General features: G+C 44.5%; 20 protein-coding genes. 8 read left to right on the top strand and 12 right to left on the bottom strand.

Features of this window, described 5'->3' with window-relative positions; genetic code table 11:
• Window positions 1–18: 18 nt before the first annotated feature.
• The 4 genes from H5T41_01885 (at window position 19) to feoB (ending at window position 5,119) form a co-directional block, all read left to right on the top strand.
• Complete coding sequence (locus tag H5T41_01885; protein MBC7107534.1) at window positions 19–1,416, top strand: cysteine--tRNA ligase; 1,398 nt, start codon at window positions 19–21, stop codon at window positions 1,414–1,416.
• A complete protein-coding gene (locus tag H5T41_01890) occupies window positions 1,401–2,444 on the top strand; it encodes a radical SAM protein (protein MBC7107535.1) in 1,044 nt (347 codons plus the stop codon). The genes H5T41_01885 and H5T41_01890 overlap by 16 nt, the downstream gene beginning before the upstream one ends.
• A 99-nt stretch (window positions 2,445–2,543) precedes the next feature.
• Window positions 2,544–3,212 carry a metal-dependent transcriptional regulator gene (locus H5T41_01895; GenBank protein ID MBC7107536.1) on the top strand — a complete coding sequence of 223 codons (669 nt, stop codon included), beginning with the start codon at window positions 2,544–2,546 and terminating at the stop codon, window positions 3,210–3,212.
• Window positions 3,212–5,119, top strand: a complete 1,908-nt coding sequence (gene feoB, locus H5T41_01900) for a ferrous iron transport protein B (protein MBC7107537.1) — start codon at window positions 3,212–3,214, stop codon at window positions 5,117–5,119. The genes H5T41_01895 and feoB overlap by 1 nt, the downstream gene beginning before the upstream one ends.
• A gap of 14 nt (window positions 5,120–5,133) precedes the next feature.
• Here the strand turns inward: feoB and H5T41_01905 are convergent, their stop codons facing one another.
• Window positions 5,134–6,840, bottom strand: coding sequence for a glutamate--tRNA ligase (locus H5T41_01905; protein MBC7107538.1), 1,707 nt, complete (start codon window positions 6,838–6,840; stop codon window positions 5,134–5,136).
• 167 nt (window positions 6,841–7,007) lie between these two features.
• Here H5T41_01905 and H5T41_01910 point away from each other — a divergent pair, with 167 nt between their 5' ends.
• The gene (locus tag H5T41_01910; protein MBC7107539.1) at window positions 7,008–8,273 is read left to right on the top strand and encodes a UbiD family decarboxylase; all 1,266 of its coding nucleotides are present in this window, start codon (window positions 7,008–7,010) and stop codon (window positions 8,271–8,273) included.
• Here H5T41_01910 and H5T41_01915 read toward each other — a convergent pair.
• From H5T41_01915 to H5T41_01940, 6 genes are all read right to left on the bottom strand, one after another.
• Window positions 8,270–9,625: an adenylosuccinate synthase gene (locus tag H5T41_01915; GenBank protein ID MBC7107540.1), complete on the bottom strand. Its 1,356-nt coding sequence runs from the start codon at window positions 9,623–9,625 to the stop codon at window positions 8,270–8,272. The two genes, H5T41_01910 and H5T41_01915, sit on opposite strands and share 4 nt — an antisense overlap.
• Before the next feature lie 44 nt (window positions 9,626–9,669).
• Complete coding sequence (locus H5T41_01920; protein MBC7107541.1) at window positions 9,670–10,776, bottom strand: tRNA (guanine(10)-N(2))-dimethyltransferase; 1,107 nt, start codon at window positions 10,774–10,776, stop codon at window positions 9,670–9,672.
• The gene (locus tag H5T41_01925; protein ID MBC7107542.1) at window positions 10,773–11,318 is read right to left on the bottom strand and encodes an NTPase; all 546 of its coding nucleotides are present in this window, start codon (window positions 11,316–11,318) and stop codon (window positions 10,773–10,775) included. Before H5T41_01925 ends, H5T41_01920 begins: the two co-directional genes overlap by 4 nt.
• Window positions 11,319–11,451: 133 nt before the next feature.
• A complete protein-coding gene (locus H5T41_01930) occupies window positions 11,452–11,865 on the bottom strand; it encodes a dihydroneopterin aldolase family protein (GenBank protein MBC7107543.1) in 414 nt (137 codons plus the stop codon).
• A 16-nt stretch (window positions 11,866–11,881) separates the two neighbouring features.
• A complete protein-coding gene (locus tag H5T41_01935; protein ID MBC7107544.1) occupies window positions 11,882–12,541 on the bottom strand; it encodes an acetate--CoA ligase family protein in 660 nt (219 codons plus the stop codon).
• Window positions 12,542–12,688: 147 nt separating this feature from the next.
• On the bottom strand, window positions 12,689–13,261 hold the full coding sequence (locus tag H5T41_01940; protein MBC7107545.1) for a 2-oxoacid:acceptor oxidoreductase family protein: 573 nt from the start codon (window positions 13,259–13,261) through the stop codon (window positions 12,689–12,691).
• 119 nt (window positions 13,262–13,380) lie between these two features.
• Between H5T41_01940 and H5T41_01945 the strand changes: the two genes are divergently transcribed.
• Complete coding sequence (locus tag H5T41_01945; GenBank protein MBC7107546.1) at window positions 13,381–13,992, top strand: superoxide dismutase; 612 nt, start codon at window positions 13,381–13,383, stop codon at window positions 13,990–13,992.
• A 181-nt stretch (window positions 13,993–14,173) separates the two neighbouring features.
• On the opposite strand, the gene H5T41_01950 is transcribed toward H5T41_01945, so the two are convergent.
• The 3 genes from H5T41_01950 to H5T41_01960 all read right to left on the bottom strand — a co-directional run bounded on the left by H5T41_01950 (window position 14,174) and on the right by H5T41_01960 (window position 16,363).
• On the bottom strand, window positions 14,174–14,920 hold the full coding sequence (locus tag H5T41_01950; GenBank protein ID MBC7107547.1) for a 2-oxoacid:ferredoxin oxidoreductase subunit beta: 747 nt from the start codon (window positions 14,918–14,920) through the stop codon (window positions 14,174–14,176).
• 79 nt (window positions 14,921–14,999) lie between these two features.
• On the bottom strand, window positions 15,000–16,118 hold the full coding sequence (locus H5T41_01955; GenBank protein ID MBC7107548.1) for a 2-oxoacid:acceptor oxidoreductase subunit alpha: 1,119 nt from the start codon (window positions 16,116–16,118) through the stop codon (window positions 15,000–15,002).
• The gene (locus H5T41_01960; GenBank protein MBC7107549.1) at window positions 16,115–16,363 is read right to left on the bottom strand and encodes a ferredoxin family protein; all 249 of its coding nucleotides are present in this window, start codon (window positions 16,361–16,363) and stop codon (window positions 16,115–16,117) included. The genes H5T41_01955 and H5T41_01960 overlap by 4 nt, the downstream gene beginning before the upstream one ends.
• A gap of 189 nt (window positions 16,364–16,552) precedes the next feature.
• Between H5T41_01960 and H5T41_01965 the strand changes: the two genes are divergently transcribed.
• The gene (locus tag H5T41_01965; GenBank protein ID MBC7107550.1) at window positions 16,553–17,488 is read left to right on the top strand and encodes an aldo/keto reductase; all 936 of its coding nucleotides are present in this window, start codon (window positions 16,553–16,555) and stop codon (window positions 17,486–17,488) included.
• 91 nt (window positions 17,489–17,579) lie between these two features.
• Window positions 17,580–18,488 carry a quinolinate synthase NadA gene (nadA, locus tag H5T41_01970; GenBank protein MBC7107551.1) on the top strand — a complete coding sequence of 303 codons (909 nt, stop codon included), beginning with the start codon at window positions 17,580–17,582 and terminating at the stop codon, window positions 18,486–18,488.
• A gap of 106 nt (window positions 18,489–18,594) precedes the next feature.
• On the opposite strand, the gene H5T41_01975 is transcribed toward nadA, so the two are convergent.
• Both H5T41_01975 and H5T41_01980 read right to left on the bottom strand, forming a co-directional pair.
• A complete protein-coding gene (locus H5T41_01975; protein MBC7107552.1) occupies window positions 18,595–19,227 on the bottom strand; it encodes a LysE family transporter in 633 nt (210 codons plus the stop codon).
• A gap of 221 nt (window positions 19,228–19,448) precedes the next feature.
• Window positions 19,449–19,892 carry a hypothetical protein gene (locus H5T41_01980; protein ID MBC7107553.1) on the bottom strand — a complete coding sequence of 148 codons (444 nt, stop codon included), beginning with the start codon at window positions 19,890–19,892 and terminating at the stop codon, window positions 19,449–19,451.
• Between the last annotated feature and the right edge of the window lie 117 nt (window positions 19,893–20,009).

Below are 20,009 nucleotides of genomic sequence, written 5' to 3' on the forward strand. Positions count from 1 at the left end.
GATTCGAGGCAGAAGACCATGGCTTTAAAGGTTTTTAATACATTGACAAAGAAAAAAGAGGTGTTCGTTCCGATTGAAAACAACAAGGTCAAAATGTATGTGTGTGGTGTGACTGTATATGATGATCTTCATATGGGCCACGCAAGACATATCATTGTGTTCGATATGATCGTAAGGTATCTGAGGTACCGTGGCTACCAGGTTATCCATGTGACTAATTTTACCGACGTCGATGATAAAATCATCAATCGAGCGAAGGAACTCGGAATCCCGCCGCTTCAGTTATCTAATATGTATATCGAGCGATATTTCAAGGAGATCGAGGCGCTCGGTGTGAAAAGGGCCGATTTCTATCCCCGTGCGAGCGAATTCATACCACAAATCATTGACATGATACAAAAGATCGAGGATGCCGGTTATGCGTATAGGACAGACGATGGTAGCGTTTATTTCAGCATGGACAAGGTAAAGGAGTACGGAATTCTTTCGGGTGCGAAAACGGAGGAACTTGTGGCCGGTGCACGAATTAATATTGATGAGATGAAGCGCAACCCTGCCGATTTCGCTTTATGGAAGGGGGCAAAACCAGGCGAGATCTCATGGCCAAGTCCGTGGGGCCACGGTAGGCCTGGTTGGCACATAGAGTGTTCGGCCATGTGTCTGAATCTGCTTGGAGAGATTATCGATATTCACGGTGGCGGTAACGATTTGATCTTTCCTCACCATGAAAATGAGATTCTGCAGTCAAGGGTGGTGACGGGGAGAATTCCAGCAAAATACTGGTTACATAATGGGATGCTCCAGGTTCAAGAGGAAAAGATGTCAAAATCTCTCAAGAATTTTTTCACTGTGAGACAAGTTCTTGAAAATCATACGAAAGAGGAGATCCGCTTTTTCATTCTGAATACGCATTACAGAGGTCCCCTTTCTTATAGCGATTCAGCCTTGAAGGAGGCTGCCACGAGTTTGAAAAGGTTGCACAATGCCTATATTGAACTGAAATCGGTAGCTGGGAACTTGAAGGGGAATAATGATGCGCGGGAATTGATTTCGAGCGCGAGGGAGAATTTTATCAGGCAAATGGATGACGATTTCAATACTCGTGGCGCAATTGCGGTCCTCTTTGATTTCATCAGGGAGATCAACAAATTGCTTTCGGACGGTTTGCTAAGCAACGAAGGGGCGCATGGCGCGATTTCTTTCCTAGAAGAAGTGGATGAGGTTCTTGGAATCTTGCCAAAAATTTCAATGACAATGGAATCAACTGATGATCTGATTCAGATCCTTATTGATGTTCGCCAGGAGCTCAGAAAGAGAAAGATCTTCGATTTGGCGGATAGGATTAGAGAAAGGTTGGCAGAAAAAGGAATTAAACTAGAGGATACGAGCGAGGGAGTTAAGTGGAAGCGCGTTTGAATGAGCTTGCGAAGAAAAAAGCGATACTGATCACTGGCGGTGCGGTAAAGATTCCGCACGATCTCAAGCTTCCGTTTCGCCTAAGCAGGTCAACGGCCGGACCGGGCGCAGGCGCGCCTGCAGTAGTTTTGTCCTTTCAAGGGTTAAGAGTCAAAAAGGCGATATCAAGGGACCAGGGCGAATTCGAGCTTATTCAAAAGGATGGCAAGTTTGTACTCACAAGAAATGGGGAGCCTTTTCTCGACTCGGTTGAGATCCAGCCGACGCTGTATCATTCACCTGAGCAGGCATTTTTTAACATCGAAACCTCATGCATTTACGACTGCAAGTTCTGCGTATCGAAGAAACTTGATCCTCGTATTACGAAAGGCCTCAACCCAGAAAAAATCATAGAAATGATTCTCGATGCCTCAAAGTGCAACGATTTCAAGGCTGTTGCATTAACGAGTGCCGTCGTTGGGTCTCCGAGCGAAACTGTACAAAAAATGACCTATATTGTTTCAAGAGTGAGGGAACAACTCGATCCAAAAATTCCAATCGGTGTAGAGCCATACGTAGATAATTATGAGCATATCGAAATGCTCAAAGCTGCTGGTGCGGATGAGATTAAGATCAACATCGAAACTTTTGATAGGGATATCTTCAAAAAAGTCTGCAATAAGCTTGAGTTCGATACGATAATTCGTATGATACAATATGCGGTAAGGGTTTTCGGGGTCGGAAAAGTCTGCTCGAATATTATTGTTGGATTAGGTGAAACTGATGAAAACGTACTCGAGGGTGTGGAGTATCTGGCGAGGCTGGGATGTGTTGCAACGATAAGACCCTTAAAGATCAACGATTTGAATAGGAAAGGATTGGAGGAGGCCCTTGGCTATCCCTTGAAACCCGTATCGCCAGATAGACTTCTCCGACTTGCAACGGAACAGAAAATGATCCTCGAATTATACCAGCTTTCGACGTTGAGCTTCAAAACAATGTGCCATGCATGCACGTGCTGTGACATCGTGCCATTTCGAGACATTTGAAATATGATGATCTGTAACGATATTGATTTATCGAACACTTTGGTTAAAATTTTTAGGGAATCCGAAACCTTCAATATAGTTAAAACGATTCCTATTTCGATGGTGAGCAAGAAAATCGAGGAGTATCTCGAATGTATTTATGAGATTACGAGGAACGGGAAACCCGCAAAGACAAATCACATTGCACGATGCATGAAGGTCTCGCCAGCATCTGTTACAGAGATGCTCCGCAGACTTTCTGATGAAGGGTACATTGAGTATGAAAAATATCGGGGGGCTTCTCTTACTAACAAGGGCATGAACATTGCTTTAAAACTCAAGAGAAAACACCGCCTTCTTGAATCATTCCTCGTTAGAATTCTCGGCATGAAAAGGGATGAGAGCCATACAGAGGCTTGCAAGCTTGAGCACATGCTGTCTGACGAATCAGAAAAAAGGATATGCCAGATGATGAACAATCCTCAATTCTGCCCTGATGGAGAGCCCATTCCCCAGTGCGAGGAGGAATGCAAGCTCTGCACAAGTGAGCCTTCGATACCGCTCACGAAGCTCGACATCGGCGATACGGGTATCATTACGCATCTCAAGTGCGACGAGAATCCATCGAAAATCAGGCGACTCATCTCCATGGGATTCGTTCCAGGAAGAAACGTAATCTTAGAAGAGGGTGTTCCCGCCGGAGGCCCTCTAATTGTCAGACTCGATGAATGCCGCATCGCCATCGGACGGGAATATGCATCACTTGTGCATGTTAAAAGGTGCGCCTGATGCGTGTTGCGTTGATGGGCAACCCGAATGTCGGAAAGTCCGTTCTTTTTAGTCGGATTACCGGGATCGGTGTCATCTCTTCAAATTATCCGGGGACAACAGTGGAATTTGAAGAAGGCCGTATCATTTATCGCGGCGAAACTATTGTTTTTTATGATCTTCCTGGGACGTATTCTCTATCGGGAATATCTGAAGATGAATTGGTTGCCACCAAACTCCTCGCGGAAAAAAAGTTAGATGTTGTCGTGGCCGTGGCGGATGCAACGAGACTAATACAGAGTCTTGTTTTAATCCTCCAACTAATTGAGCTGGGATATCGTGTTGTTGTCGCATTAAATTTTATGGACGTAGCACGCAAGCGTTATCGTCTAGACGTTGAACAACTCGCCAAAATTCTCGAGGTTCCAGTCATACCCACCGTTGCGATCACAGGTGAGGGCGTCGATGAACTGATCGAAGTCATCGCCAAACGCGAGTTCTCCAGATCCGGTTTCGTGATAAGATACGACGCTCATATTGAAAACATCGTTGAAAAACTCAGCAGCCAAATTGCAGAATGGCGACATCCTTTTCTGTTAAGAGGAGCGCTATTGAAATTACTGGAAGGAAATGAACACTTTATACAACTGTTCACACATCAAATCAAGGAAAGCGCTGAGGAATTTAGAAAAAAGTTCAGTGAGGAACATCATGAGAGTATCGACGTCCATATCGCTCGTGATCGATACGGCGAAGCCGGGAGAATTGTATCAGAAGTTATCGGAAAGCTTGAAACACATGAATCGCTCGGTGATAAAATTTCACAATTAACGCTGAGGCCTTTGCCAGGAATTGCTATTATGCTCTTTATTCTTGCACTCGTTTTTTTCACAATTGTCTATATAGGCGGTGCGATTGAATCAAGCCTTGGAGATGCATATCAATACGTGGTAGGTGATTCTTTTGAGAGACTCGCAGAATTTATCGGCGGCCGTGCAGGCATTGCCATATCGAGAGGCATTGATCTCAGTCTCCAAGCGATCCTCTCGATCGTGATACCGTACATCCTTGTTTTTTATCTTATACTGGGCATACTAGAAGACTCAGGATATCTGCCAAGAGCTGTCGCTCTTCTCGATGGCGTCATGCATAAAATCGGACTTCACGGGCGAGCAATTATTCCCATGATTGTAGGTGTCGGTTGCAATGTTCCAGCGATACTTGCTACAAGGGTATTGGAATCAAGACGAGAAAGATTCATTCTCGCAACTCTTACGATTATGGCTATCCCATGCTCAGCACAATTGGCGATCATTTTTGGCGTTGTAGGGCATTTCGGAGGACTTATTTATGCGGTAATGATATTTGTTATTCTTTTCTCCATTCTACTTTTGCTCGGACGCTTGCTTCACGTTCTCCTTAAATTTGAACCATCCACAATCGCGATTGAGATACCTGACCTTGCTATTCCAAGTCCTAGGAATATTTTATTTAAGACCTACATACGTGTCAAGGATTTTTTCATCATTGCATTTCCGATCCTGTTTGTTGGAAGCCTCCTGTTGGAAGTATTGATAGAATTCGGTATTCTCAACAATCTTGTCGAACCTCTTTCGTTTTTCACAGTAGGTTTTCTAGGCTTGCCAGCAATAACAATTATTGCATTGATTTTCGGTGTATTACGAAAAGAAATGGCTTTTCAGCTTTTGGTCGTGTTATTTGGGACAACGAACCTCGCCATGGTTTTTACACCTGCTCAACTTTTCGTCTTTGGGCTCGTGATGGCAACATATATGCCCTGCTTATCTGCATTCGCCGTTCTCCTGAAGGAGTTTGGCTTGAAGGACACAGTCGCTATCACCATCAGCTCACTCATGCTTTCATTAACGCTTGGCAGTATTGCAAATCTCATTTTCAGCCTTATTTAATGGTATCATCTCGACTAGGCATGTGTGAAGACGGCCCTAACCACCGGAGTGACTGTTTCGATTCTCACAAACGCAAATCGCTCAAATTGAATCACATTCCCGATTTCACTGGGAGGAATTGGCTCCGAAAAACCCTCCTTCCTTGAACCATCTGGCATCTCCACAACTGTTTTAATGCCATACTCAGGAACCCAATGAACAATTCTGATTCCCTCTCTCACTACTGAAAGATCGTTACCAGCATATGTTGCGAGATTTCCTTCAACTTCAATATTACACAGATCTTTGAGTCGGAGTTTTCCTCTTAATCCGATGGACTCGAGGTCATTTCTATTCAGATAAACCTTAATAGGCCTACCTTGCAGTCTTAATCGTCTCATGCCTCGTTCTGGATGATTGGGATGAAGTGGAGCATGTGATTCGAGCGCTTCAACGCCCTCGATGCTGATGAGCACAGGATCCCAAACGAAGAAATACCTGTTCGCCAAGTGATCAACCCGTTGTTTATTGAATGCATAGAGCGTTTCCCACGAAAACTGGATATCAACATCCTTGATTCCGCAATCAATCCAGTAATCGCGAATCGCCTCGGGGGTGATTCCCCGCCTCTTCAACGCCCTCACCGTGCCAAGACGTACATCATCCCACCCCGAATACTCGCCAGCCTTAATCCCCTGCGCCACAATCGATGTCTTGAGGATTGATTCTGGAACTGACACCAGACCATAGTGATGATACCACGGAATTTTCCATCCGAAATATCTAAAAATGTACTCTTGGCGCTGTGTGTTGTTTAGATGGTCCTTTCCTCGGAGGACATGGGTCATGCCTAGAAAATGATCGTCAATTGCAACACTAAAATTCATCATCGGATAGACCCTGTATCGGGCACCAGTACGCGGATGAGGAACTGAGTCGACAATGCGTAGGCCAACGAAATCTCTAATAGCAGGATTTGGATGTTTTAGATCCGTTTTCACAACCAGAACGGCACTTTCTTCTGGGTAATAACCAGAAAGCATTCGATCGAACTCTTCATGCTGGGTCTCTTTCGGAAGTTCTCTGTGAGGGCAGGCCTTACCATGTTCTTTCAGTTTTCGCCATTCCTCCACCGGACATGTGCAAACATAGGCCTTTCCCATATCGATGAGTTTTCTCGCGATGTCGTAATACAATTCCATACGAGAGCTTTGTATCACGGTTTGGTGAACTTTTACGCCGAGCCATTCGAGATCTTCTGGGATCGTATCGTATGCCTCAGGATCAATTTTCTCGGGATTTGTGTCCTCAATCCTGTTTATAAATATCCCATCGTAACGTTTCACATATTCATCATTAAGAATTGCAACTCTTGTATGACCGATATGCAAAGGGCCTGAGGGGCCGGGCGCGAAACGCATGACGACTTTTCCTTTTTCCGCCCCTGGCAATTCCGGGAGAGGATGTTCTCTTTCGATTTTCACTTTTTTCTGCAGAAGCGAGGAATCAATCAACTCAAGCTCCTTCCGCTGGATCTCGATCGACATCTCATTGATCTTTCGAACTTGATCCGCTACGATAGCCGAGATCTCTTTTGCTCTCGACCTCAACTCTGGTTGTTCCGCGAGAACTTTCCCCATCACCGCTTTAACATCGGCCTTTCCACCATACAGAACCGCATTCTGCAGCGCGTATTTCCGGATGAGCTCGCCGATTCGATCGAGATCCATGAGGCCTGGCATGCACAGACGATCTATTTTATCTTTCGTATTTTAACTGTATTTCAAATTTGCAGAATGATTTTTAATTCGATTCCGATGCAAGAGGAAGCCATCTTCCAAAGGATCTCGTGCATCCTTGCCAAAACGATCGGATGAGTATTATATCGGTCCAGAGCAATTACACGTTTATGTCTCTACGAGGCATACTTTCTCGCGTTGAGGATGCGATTTCTGTCGATGATGATGTACCGCTCGAATATGAAATCACAAGATGGTTGCTAAAGCATCCAGATGTGCCAATTAGGTTCAAAAATCTCAATGGATTCGAGGCTGTTGGCAATTTGTGGACCACAAGGGAAAGAATAGCGAGATATTTCAACATCAAAAAGGGGGAGATCGCAGGGAAACTGTTACACGCGATCAATAATCCATGCCCTCCAATCGAGATCAAGGATCCTCCTTTCAGACAAAAAATCATCGAGGACGTTGATCTTCGAGTCCTTCCGATTCCGAAATGGTATCCAGGAGATGGGGGAAGATATATCACATCAGCAATTGCTGCTTCCGAGTACAAAGGAAAAAGAAATCTCTCGTTTCATCGATTGATGCTTCTGGATCGGAGACGCTTGGCGATACGGCTTGTTCCAAGACACCTTTTCACGATGTATGAATCGAGTTTAAAAGAAGGAAGAGAATTGCCCGTTGCATTCTGCATAGGTGTATGTCCAGCTGTTCTTCTCGCCGCCGCAACCTCGCTAGAATACGCTCAGGACGAAATGACGATTGCAAGTTCGCTAAGGAAAATATGTCTAGGTCAGCCGGCAGAAGTCGCAAGAACCGATAGCGGGATCGTTGTGCCCGCGTATTCGGAAATTATCCTTGAAGGCAGAATCACGGCGGAGACCGTTGAGGAAGGGCCGTTTGTCGATATCACGGGAACTTACGACAGAAAGAGAATCCAGCCAGTAGTCGAAATTGACAAAATTTACATGACAGAAAAACCAATTTTTCATCTGATCCTTCCAGGCGGTCTGGAACACTACATGCTAATGGGTCTTCCGAGAGAGCCATTAATTTATAGAGCGGTCAGCCAGGTGGTACCCCGCGTTCATGCAGTTAGGCTCACAGAAGGTGGTTGCTGCTGGCTACACGGTGTTGTTTCCATCACAAAGAATCGAGAGGGCGATGGAATCAACGCAATATTGGCAGCATTTTCTGGTCATCCTTCAATGAAAAAGGTCATTATTGTGGATGACGACATCGATGTATTTGATGATAGGCAGGTTGAATGGGCTGTTGCGACGCGATTCCAGGCCGATCGTGGGCTTGTCGTTATTAGAAATGCGGCTGGCTCTACGCTTGATCCGAGTGCCGACGGCGTCACTTCAAAGATCGGGATCGATGCCACCAAACCATACTCCGCCGAGGGATTTGATAAGGCGTCGATCGATTAATCCTTCATCCATTTAAGCAATCCCGTATCGATCGTTTCATCTCTCTTTGGGCCTATACTAACGATGCTGATTGGTACGCCAGTGAACGACGAGATGAAATTCAGATACTCTTTCATTTCCTTCGGAAGTGCATCGTAACCCTTGCGGCAAATTTCAACGGTTTCATTTTTCGGCCATTCCTCCCAGCCATCAAACTCTTTGTAAACTGGCTTTGCTTTCTTGATTTTTGAGATGCTCGATGGAAACTCCTTTACAATCTGACCATCAATCTCATAAGCGACTGCTATCTTAATTTTCTTCATACCGCTCAGCACATCAATTTTTGTTATCGCAAGTGATGTGATGCCACTCAGTCTGATAGCGTATTTGACGACGACAAGATCCAGCCATCCACATCGTCGCGGTCTCCCCGTTGTCGTACCAAACTCCCCTCCCCTTTCAAGCAAGCGAGAACCTAACTCATCTTTGAGCTCTGTGGGAAATGGACCTGAACCTACACGCGTCGTATACGCTTTCACAACGCCGAGAATCTCATTGATACAGGTTGGCGGAACGCCAGCACCAGTGCATATTCCGCCAGCAACACAATTCGAAGAAGTGACATACGGATACGTTCCGTGATCAATGTCTAGCATGGTACCTTGAGCACCTTCAAAGAGAACTTTTTTGCCATTCCTGATCGCCTCATTGATAAGAACAGAAGTATCGGTAATATATTTCTCAAGATAGGACCCATATTCGATTAATTTTTTCATCATTTCCTCAATTGATGGCAGATCAGATCCACCATATATGTCAAGAATCCTTTCTTTGATGGGATATATCACTTCCAATTTTTCTTTCAGCGATTCTTCATCTAGAAGATCACAAACCCTGATACCGTAACGCGAAATCTTGTCTGAGTAACACGGTCCAATTCCGCGACCTGTTGTACCGACACCTTTCGATCCACGATGACTCTCTTCCGCTCTATCGAGTATTTTGTGATATGGCATGATCACATGTGCCCTATCTGAAATTCTCAGACCTCCGATACTACGACCGCTCTTTTCAACGGTTTTCATCTCTTCGATCAATTCTTCCGGGTCGATGACGACACCATTGCCAATAACTGAAATCGTATTTTCCCTAATAATTCCCGACGGAAGCAAATGGAGTTTAAAAATCTCATGATCCAACGTTATAGTGTGGCCCGCATTCGTGCCGCCCTGAAATCTCACGACGAAATCCGCCTTTTCGGCCAGGTAATCCGTAATCTTGCCCTTTCCCTCATCTCCCCATTGAGTCCCGATCACTGCGAGCGTTGACAGACTCTCACCATCATAAAGGATGCTGATCTTGGTAAAAAACATTTGTGAACTCTCTACAATTGCGTCAACAAGTAGCGATATCTATGTCATTTCGCAATTTCCTCAACTCTTTCTAAAACCTCCTTTAACGTTAGATCCGTCTTGAAGCCTCTTGGAGAAAAATGCGTTCTTGATGCTTTTCCAGATTTCCTCAATTCTTCTAGGATATCATTCAAAGGAGGCGGTGAAATCTTCAAGATCGACGAGATCTCATCTACGTCGTAGAAATACGGGAGCTCATCGAGCTCTTCTTTCCAGATCTTAAGATACTTAGCACAACGATTCTTGCAATGAAGAAAATCATAAGGAATCATTCGAACGAGGAGCTCCTTGTCGAAAAGTCTACCAAGCCAGAGCGGACCGATCTGCTCGAGATCGTCAGTTGCTGGAAACTTTCGCTCCTTTGAATTTTCATCATAACCGATTGACCCTAATGTGCGCAACGATTGGTCAGCGTATTGAGCGCCTTCAAGTAATTGAATATGAACCCTGAAATAATGATCCGCGTAAAAGCAGAGCACTGGCTTGATTCCTCTCTCAAATTTCGCGGCTTCTCTGGCAAGATAACCTATCAAAATTCGCAAGCCTATTTCATGACCGAACGCACAACGGAACGGTTTCGCTCCATATCTTCTCAAGCATTTATCTGGATACGTACCAGCAAGCGGCGCCGTATCTGTCGCGGTTATGCCAAGAATGCCTCGTCGTTTGCATCCTTCGATCCCTAACTGAACAAAAGGTACTGGTGAGCCAAACGGGTCGATGTCGATATAGTCAAAAGTCTGTTCACACAATAGGATTCTCACATCGGAGTGGCACGGAATACAATTTTCCAGGCCGTTGAGATCGATATTTCTCTTGATGTATTCGAAAGCTTCCTTGCTTCTATCATTGATAATAAATTCAAAATCCCCTGGTGATTCATTAGCTATTCTGACCGCTCTAACTCCCGTCCCTGCCAGTCCATCAAGCGCCTTTCCCTCGAATTTCAAAGCGCCGAAGAACATGACGCTTACGTCCCTGCTGAAAGCTGTTTGCTGATTATAGAACACCCCGCCGAGGCGCTTACCAGGGCCTTTCAGCGTATGTTGTTTCGGAACGAGAACCCTTGTGCTCCCTTCCACGATTTCGACTGCAGATGGAATCTCACTCACAGGAGTTCTCCTTTCATCAATTTCATGATCTTATAAGGCAATAGATTCCGATTGATCGGCGTTACTTCAAGAATCCTTACATCATCCCTTCTCCGTATATCTTGGAGAAGCGGATTTCTAGATTTTTTGTGTAAGGTCAGCAATAGAGGTTTTTCGATTTCTAGTGCCGCTTTGACAGCACTCACGAATTTTTCGCTTTCGACCTCCATTTTTCCGACCTCATCAATTACAACGACATCAGCTGTCTCGCATGCTTTCAGGATCGCTTCAACACCGACCTCCTCCAGCGCGCTGAGATCAACACCGAATTTCCCAACCATGAATTTGCTACGGATCTCCGTACTCGCGAGAATGGCTTTCCGTTTCGTTTGCCAGTCGATCACATAAAAGCCAAGCCTTTTGTTATCTTCAATGATTGGTTCGGTGATCATTCCTCCAACTTTCATCTCGTCCGCTTCCAGCATCTCGATGACTTTGAGAAGAGCATGTGTTTTACCAGCGCCAGGTAATCCAGTAATACCAATTTTTATTCCCTTGCTCATTATTTCCACCGAAATCTCAACAGTACTCTATATAATCATACGATAAATGTGACGATCCGTATGGCAATTCTATGTTTATTATCTTTTTGTTTAATTAAAAAAAGGACGAAACGTCAGCATAAGCGTACTTTCATTAGGTTTCAACGATCTCCTTGATGAACATAAGCGGATAATTCAACTCTTCGATGTATTTCATCTGGGCAACGACTTTTACCTCATCAATTCTGATTATGACACTTACTTCCAGCATCTGCCCGGTTAGGGTTTGATAATCATACTCATTGCGCTTCTTCCTCAAACTCTTTCGATCGATCTTCACACTCACGTCTTCGACAAATGGCTGGACACGAACACCATCTTCAATAGCCCTTTCTAGACTCTCAACATTCGATGAACTGATGGGTGTTCCGACGAATTGATGGTAAATCGTCCCAAGCTTGATTCCCGCTTCGAAGGCAGCCCGCTCTCTCTTCGAACACTTGAAGTACTTCGACGCGAGTTCGTCTCTTTTTGTCAAAGAATCGCCCCACGATTTCCGAGGAATCATCCCACTATCAAATATATTAATTAAAGGGTTCCAATACTAGTTTTGCATCAATCACAATCGTGTCGTTTTCTCTCACGAAAACTGGATTGAGATCAAGTTGATTAATATGCTCCTTGAATTCATCACCGAATCTTGCAACCTTTACTAAAAGATCGATAAGCGAATCTCTGTCTGTTTTAATATTTCTGAAGCCACGGAAGAGCTTCTGTGCTTTGATTTCATCGATCATTTCTTCTGCATCGAATCTATCAAGGGGTACAAGTCTAAAAGAAACGTCATTGTACAATTCCGTCAGCACTCCGCCGATTCCAAACATGATACTCATTCCAAAGGTTCTGTCCTTGATGAGTCCTACAATGACCTCAACTCCTGGCTTTTCCATCGGTTCGACTAGGACGGATGCACCAGGAAACCGTGACGTGATGAGATCATGACACTCGCGAAGTTCCTCTCGGCTCTTCACATTTAAAAAAACACCGCCAACATCGGTCTTGTGCATGATGTCGGAGGAACAGACTTTCACTGCTACAGGAAAATTGATTTCGATCGATTCAATTTGATCTCGGTTGATGAGAGTAAAGTTGGTAGTCTTTATTCCGTAATCTTTCAGTATCGTTTTTACCTCACTTTCTGAGAGGTATTTTCGTCCCTGCCGCCTTAGTTGTGCTATATCCATATTATTCCCCAGCCACGGGCAACAACTTCATGGATATTATCTTTTACCCGGCCTGTTTTGTGGCAACTTCGAAGAAAACCAAAAACCCTGTGAAAAAATGAAAAATTTGAATATCGCAATGATGAAAAATGAATGACAATGTTGATTTCAAACGATTCCCGTTTCTCGGTGCTGCAGTGTCAGAGCCTTTCCAAGCTTGAAACCAACCTCGAAAGCATCCTTGTTCAATTCAAACGTTCCCTGCGGTGAAATATCTTGTAATGCCCGAATCACCGATTTTTTGCTGATGATTTTAGAAAGATGAATAAACGCACCGAGCATAATGATGTTGGCAATGATGGGTTTTTGTAATTCCTTTGCTTTTCTGATGGCAGGTACCTCGTAATATCGAAGATCGGGTCTCGACTCCACCGCATCGGTGTCAAGGACCACAATCGTATCTGATTTTGTATCCTGGATGAATTGCTCATACGCTGGTTGTGACATCAAGACCAGGTAATCAGGTTTTTCGATAAAAGGGTAAAATTCGGCTCGATCTGAAATTTTGACATCGCATTTTGAAGTCCCACCTCGTGCTTCAGGCCCATAAGATTGGGTCTGCACGGCAAACAGCTCATTTCCTCCTTTCTTTTCGTAAAGGGAGGCTGCTCTAGCGAGCGCAATACCAGAGAAAATAATCCCTTGGCCCCCTATGCCCGCAAATCGTACAGAAATCAACATCTTAACGTGAAATTCTCAATCGGATTCATATAGGTCACTGAAATTGAATGAACACAACGAAAAGCCAAAACGATGAAATAGGAGCAGTTTCCGTATACATTATCAGGAATGGCGGTCTTATGGAGGACGATAGGTTTTACACGCTTCCAAAATTAAAATATGGATATCACGAGCTGGCGCCGAATATTTCGGAAGAACAGTTAACAATACACCACGACAAACATCATCAGGCTTATGTCGCTGGTGCAAACGCAATTCTTGAAAAGCTGGATAAAGCAAGAAAGGAAAATGTTGAGATCGATATGAAATCAACGCTGAAGGAATTATCTTTTCACATCGGCGGACACGTTCTCCATTCGTTGTTCTGGGATAATATGGCCCCGGCCTCGAAAGGAGGGGGATCACCAGGTGGGCGCTTGGCCGATGTCCTCACAAAAGAATTTGGTAATATCGAACGTTTTAAAAAGGAGTTTTCACAAGCGGCGAATAGCGTGGAAGGATCTGGATGGGCAGCACTCGTCTTTTGCAGATCGACGAAACGTCCCCTCATCATGCAAATCGAGAAACATAACGTCAACCTTTATCCCGGATTTAGGATTCTGATGGTGCTTGACCTTTGGGAGCATGCTTATTACATAGATTACAGAAATGTCCGACCCAAATTCGTCGATGCGTTCTGGAACGTCGTCAACTGGGATGAAGTTGAAAAAAGACTGTCCGAAGTTTTCTAAATGAGATCGAAGAAATTATTCAAAGGTCTTCTGCCCCGTACGAGCACAAAGCCTAATCACCAGTGCTGTTTTAAGGGAGCGCGACGCCCGATTTCGAATGAGGTTATGGTTGGTATGAAGACTTGTAATATTGATTGCAGACTCATAATGCGAGAATCCAAAAGACCATCGCTGAGGAATATCATGTTTGTGCGATATTTGGTTTCACTGATCTCAAGATCTCAGCGAGCGAAGGTCGATTCCGTTCGACAAATTCTCCGACAGTGATTTGTCCTTCAATATTCAAATCGACTGGATCAATATCCCATGATTTCGTTTTTTCTCGCCTAACTGTCTTGATTTTCAACCATTCATACATCTGTTTTGGATCCCCCATCTTGTTCCTTCTACCGAAACCAGTGGGACAGGGGGAAACGATTTCAACAAATGAGAATCCCTTCTTCGTGAGTGCTTTTTTCATCGAACCTATAATTTCTTTCACATTTCTGACAGTCCACCTTGCGACAAAATTCGCACCTGCGGTGACAGCAAGTTCGGCAAGATCGAACGGATATTCTTTATTGCCATAAGGTGTGGTACTGCTGAGTGCATTATACGGCGTAGTCGTTGATGCTTGGCCACCAGTCATACCGTATATATTATTGTTGATGCAAAAGACTGTCATTTCTGCATTCCTTCTGCTGGCGTTAATAAAGTGATTTCCTCCTATCGCACCGAGATCTCCATCCCCGGTGAAAACAATTACTTTCAGATCGGGGTTTGCTAGATTGATTCCTGTCGCGACAGCAAGCGCTCGGCCATGCGTCGTGTGTATTGAGTCTGCGCGAATATATCCCGGAACTCTCGAACTGCAGCCAACACCAGACACGAATACAACTCGATCCTGATCCAAATTCAGTTCTGAGAATGCCCGATAGAAACAATTCATGACTGTGCCGATCCCACATCCAGGACAAAATATCGTTGGCCAGCGATCCTTTCTATATAGATCAAAAAAGTCTTCCAATTCAACCACCCTTGAGAAACATTGCGATTTCCCTTGGAGTATGTACTTCCCCTCCCAATTTCGAGAATAGCCTTACCTTCGCGCACCCTGCTGTACACGCAATTCTCTGAATCTCGCGATAGATTTGTCCCAAATTCATTTCGAGAACAATGATTTCTGCTGCTTGTCTGGCAATTTCCATAATTTGCTTTTCAGGAGTTGGCCATATGGTCTTAAGTTGGAGTAGCCCGATGGAGCCGTTGCTTCTGATCACCTCTCTCGCCGCAAGGGCTGGTGACCCATATGCCACAATGAATCTTTCGGCGTTCTCATTGAAAATTTGAGTGCTGCAGATTCTATCTCTGTTTTTCAGAATCTTTTCGGAGAGCCTCATAACAAGTTCCTGGTGAACTTCGGGATCATTTCTCGGATATCCAGCTATGTCATGGGAAAGACCCGTTACGTGTACACGGAATCCTCTGCCAAAAACTGGAAAATTCGGGACCAGGGACTCACCATAGGCAAATCCATCATGCCACACCTTATCCGTTCGAATTTTTCGGTTGTTGACTTCGAGTTTCTCAGGAACCTTGACCTTTCCACGCATATGACCGACTTCCGCATCTGACAGGATAATAACAGGTACGCGATATTCCTCTGAGAGATTGAACGCCTGAATCGTCATATCGAACATATCTTGAACCGTAGCCGGAGCAAGCGCAATGATCTCGTAGTCACCATGCGATCCAAATTTTGCCTGCATGACATCTCCCTGCGATGGAAGGGTCGGCAATCCTGTTGATGGTCCGCCTCGCATCACATCAACGATAACAAGCGGCGTTTCGGTCATTGCCGCGTATCCGATACTCTCCTGCATGAGGCTAAAGCCAGGACCTGAAGTAGCGGTCATCGCCTTCGCGCCGACCCACGAAGCGCCGATGACCGCGGAAATGGAAGCGATTTCATCCTCCATCTGTATAAAGATTCCACCCTCCTCAGGAAGTCTGAGTGCTAACCTTTCTGCAATTTCTGTCGAAGGAGTAATAGGATACCCAGCGAAGAATCGGAGACCCGCGACAATGGCGCCCTCGGCACACGCCTCGTTTCCCTGCAGGAAATATGTCCCCTCAGGCAATCTCATCGATCTTTTCCTCCTGACGCGTCCCAATCGAGCGCGTGATCAGGGCAGGTCAAAATACACATCTCGCATACCGCTCTCTTCTTGTCCTTTCGCTTCCAGTTCGCGCATTTTTCAGGGGAATTAACAATTGGAAGAAAATACCCTCTTTCGCTCAATGAAGATCCTTGTTTAAAAACACCTCGAGGGCAAACCAATATACAAAGCCCACATCCTTTGCAGTACTCAGGATTGACTCGGACCTGCATGGTTTCCGCTCTGATCTACCAATCATCCTCGTACAATTTATACATTTACATGTGGCATAAAACCTGGTTTTTCGTTCATCCACGCGTTTTTTTCACGGATTTTAAGCATTCAGAGATTTCTAATTCATACCATTGTAACGGAAAGACAAGAAACGGTTTTTTTAATAAATAGTGACATATTCCTTCCTTGTGGAGTACAGACAGCTTGGAAAAAGTGATCTTAAAATCTCCGCGGTCAGTCTGGGGGCATGGCAATGGGGTATGGGGATGTACTGGGGCTACAAAAAGACACTTAAAAAAGACGATATACTTCTCGCGAAAGAAAAAGCGGTTGAATTGGGAGTCAATTTTATCGACACTGCGGAAGTTTACGGATGGGGGACCTCGGAAAGGATTATTGGTGAAATCCTTTCAAGGAAAGATGAGATGTTTATCGCCACGAAGTTCTTTCCTTTCAGGCCCACTTCAGATGCCGTATTTCGAGCGGTGGAAAAGAGTCTACGACGATTGAGAATTGATGTTATTGATCTATACCAAGTTCATTTTCCTAACCCGCTTCAATCTGTGTCAAGACTCATGAAAAATATGGAGCGGTTGATTAAGCAGGGGAAAATTCGGTATATTGGTGTGAGCAATTATGGAATAAAATGGCTGGAAAAAGCTCAAGAAGCGCTCTCTTTCAGCGATATCGTCTCAAATCAAATCCATTACAGCTTAATTCACAGAGATCCAGAGACAAATGGATTGCTTGATTATTGCAGGAAAAATAAGATTGGCGTTATCGCTTACAGTCCCCTCGAGCAAGGGCTCTTGTCGGAAAAATATCTCACTGGCGAAAAGATCACTGGATTAAGGCGCCTTAAGCCCTCGTTTTCTCAAAGGAATCTAAACAGGCTGAAACCTTTGATCGCAACTTTGGAACTCGCAGCATCCGCTCATTCCAAATCGATCGCACAGGCAGCGCTTAACTGGGTCATTCGGGATAAAAATATCGTTACGATTCCTGGCGCAAGAAACGCGCAACAGATTGAATCGAATTGTGGAGCCGTTGGCTGGAGCTTTACTGAAGAGGAATTGCTATCGATCGAAAGGGCCTATCAGCGGTACGCTAGCTTGCAGAGCTAATTGAATATTCTTTATGAAAAAGCACAAAAATGAAACGTTTTTTGTTCACAGGCAAGCAACTTTTTATACGATGCCTCGTATCCGAGAAAAGATGTCCGAGCGTGAACGCATCCGTGAACTGAAGAAAGAAAAGAATGCCGTAATCCTCGCACATAACTACCAGAGACCAGAAATTCAAGACCTCGCTGATTTTGTCGGAGATTCGCTCGGACTCTCTATGCAGGCCTCCAAAGTCGAAGCTGAGGTGATCGTCTTTTGTGGTGTCGATTTCATGGCGGAAAGTGCGAAAATCCTCAACCCGCAAAAGATCGTGGTGCATCCTGAGCCGAAGGCAAAATGCCCAATGGCAGCGATGTGCGAAGTGGAAGGGTTGACCGAACTTAAGAGAAAATATCCATATGCGAAAGTTGTGGGATATGTGAATACAACGGCCGCCTGTAAGACAGAAATGGATGTCTGTTGCACATCATCGAATGCTGTGAAAGTCGTTAGCTCGTTGCCTGATAAAGAAATCATCTTTGTACCGGATGAGAATCTTGGAAAATACGTGCAAAGATTCGTAAAGGATAAGAACATCATCTTATGGCCAGGATTCTGTCCAACGCATAATGCGATCACACCTGATCAAATAAAGAAAGCGAAAGAAGCGCATCCTGACGCCGTCGTTATTGTGCATCCCGAGTGTCGTCCCGAAGTCATCGATCTTGCAGACGCAGTGAAATCGACGGAGGGGATGGTCAAATTCGTGAAGGCTTCTGGTAAAAGAGAATTTATTATCGGAACAGAGAAAGAGCTCATTTATCGATTGAAAAAGGAGAATCCTGAAAAGATCTTTTACAGCATTCCTGGCGCAGTTTGCCCAACGATGAAAATGATCACCTTATCATCAGTCTTAAGGGCACTGGAGAATCTCGCACCGCGGGTGGAGCTTGATGAAGAAACAATAAGAAAAGCAAAATTTCCTCTCGAAAGGATGATGGAAATAGGTCGAGGGGACTGAGGCTCTTTCAAAGAGCAAGGCTGATTTTGACGTTGTTATTTTGAGTTTTGAAAATGCGTTTTATATAATTCTGCTAATTCTGCTTAAGCTTTTGCACGATTCTTTCTCAGACGATTCTTGCGATCGAACTGAGTATGAAATAGATGCCAAAGAATAACATAATAAGTCCCGAAAAAATGAATAAATATCGATGCTTTTTCTCATTCCAGAGCTTTTTCGATTTGTATGTGAAGGTCGATACGAGCTGATACCACGCAAAATCGCATGTGACATGAACAATTGCAAAAATCGGCAGCATAAGGAGACCGAATTGCATCGCACCAATGATGAGTGCTGCACCAACCGTAGCCCACCATAGCAGAAAATAAGGATTGATGGCAGTGGTAATCATCCCCGAGATAAATGAGCCATAGGCGGGGCTTTTCTTTTCTCCGAGTGTGATCTTCTTCGGTGGAAACAACATATCTTTGCTCATATAAAAAAGAAGGAGACCACCAAGAAGACCGATAGCTGTAAACACCAGATCATCTTTGAAAACGGTATCCAGACCGAGGAAAATTGCAGCAATCAGAGGGAATTCCACCGCCGCGTGACCGCTGGCAATTTTTATACCAGCCTTCAGATCCTCGTAACCCTTTGCAATCGTTACCGCAAATACAGGACCGGGCATGATGACACCGGACAAGCTAATAAGGACGACTGTCGCCAGGAAGATAATAGGCGAGTCCGTTGGCATCATACAGAAAGCAAGCAATCGGATAATAGTATAAATCTTTTTATGGCAAGCGAGTAAAAGACGAAGCAACCGATGCTGCTGGAAAACTATACACGTAGTGCGCAAGATTCCACTTCGATATCTCCTCGATCACACTCTCAATTATCAAATGATTACAGAGCACGAAAACCAGGCAAAACACTCTGGGCTCGGTAATTTTCAATGATATTATTCATAGCGAGCGTTCATAAATACCATTGTCTGCATCGGTTGATGTAATCTATCGGATCAGTTTCCTTGACCGCGGCATTTTCCACATCGATGATGAAAACACTGTGGATTCTGGAGTTATAAATCTCTTCGATACTGACAGGTGGGTTTGAATAATACATATCGCAATATCTTTTAATCTCGAGAACTTCTTCTTCTGTTCTGAATCGCGGTGGCCTTATAAAACACTCTGGTATTGGAAGAATATAGTGAGGAGGAGCGCCAAGCGAGAACTTGTTGCAATAGTTGCTGTATCTCGCAATTTTACTGGCAATCCTTGCTTTGATGTAATCGGTCGGGTCAAGGGCGTGTGATGGTGGCACATATCCCGTCTCTATTTCAACAATCAGGGTTCCTAATCCTTTGATTGCCCAAACATCGCAAGCTAGATTCTCTCTGATATCATATTCAAGCTTCACTTCATATCCATTCAAAATAAGGTTTTTTGCAACCACCAGCTCGAGGACAGAATGGTTGATTTTCAACATGTTCTGATTTCTGAGCTCGATTAATCGAGTGACAAGACTGAGAAGTTT

It is taken from the genome of Methanomassiliicoccales archaeon (genome assembly GCA_014361295.1).
Taxonomy (GTDB): Archaea; Thermoplasmatota; Thermoplasmata; order Methanomassiliicoccales; family JACIVX01; genus JACIVX01.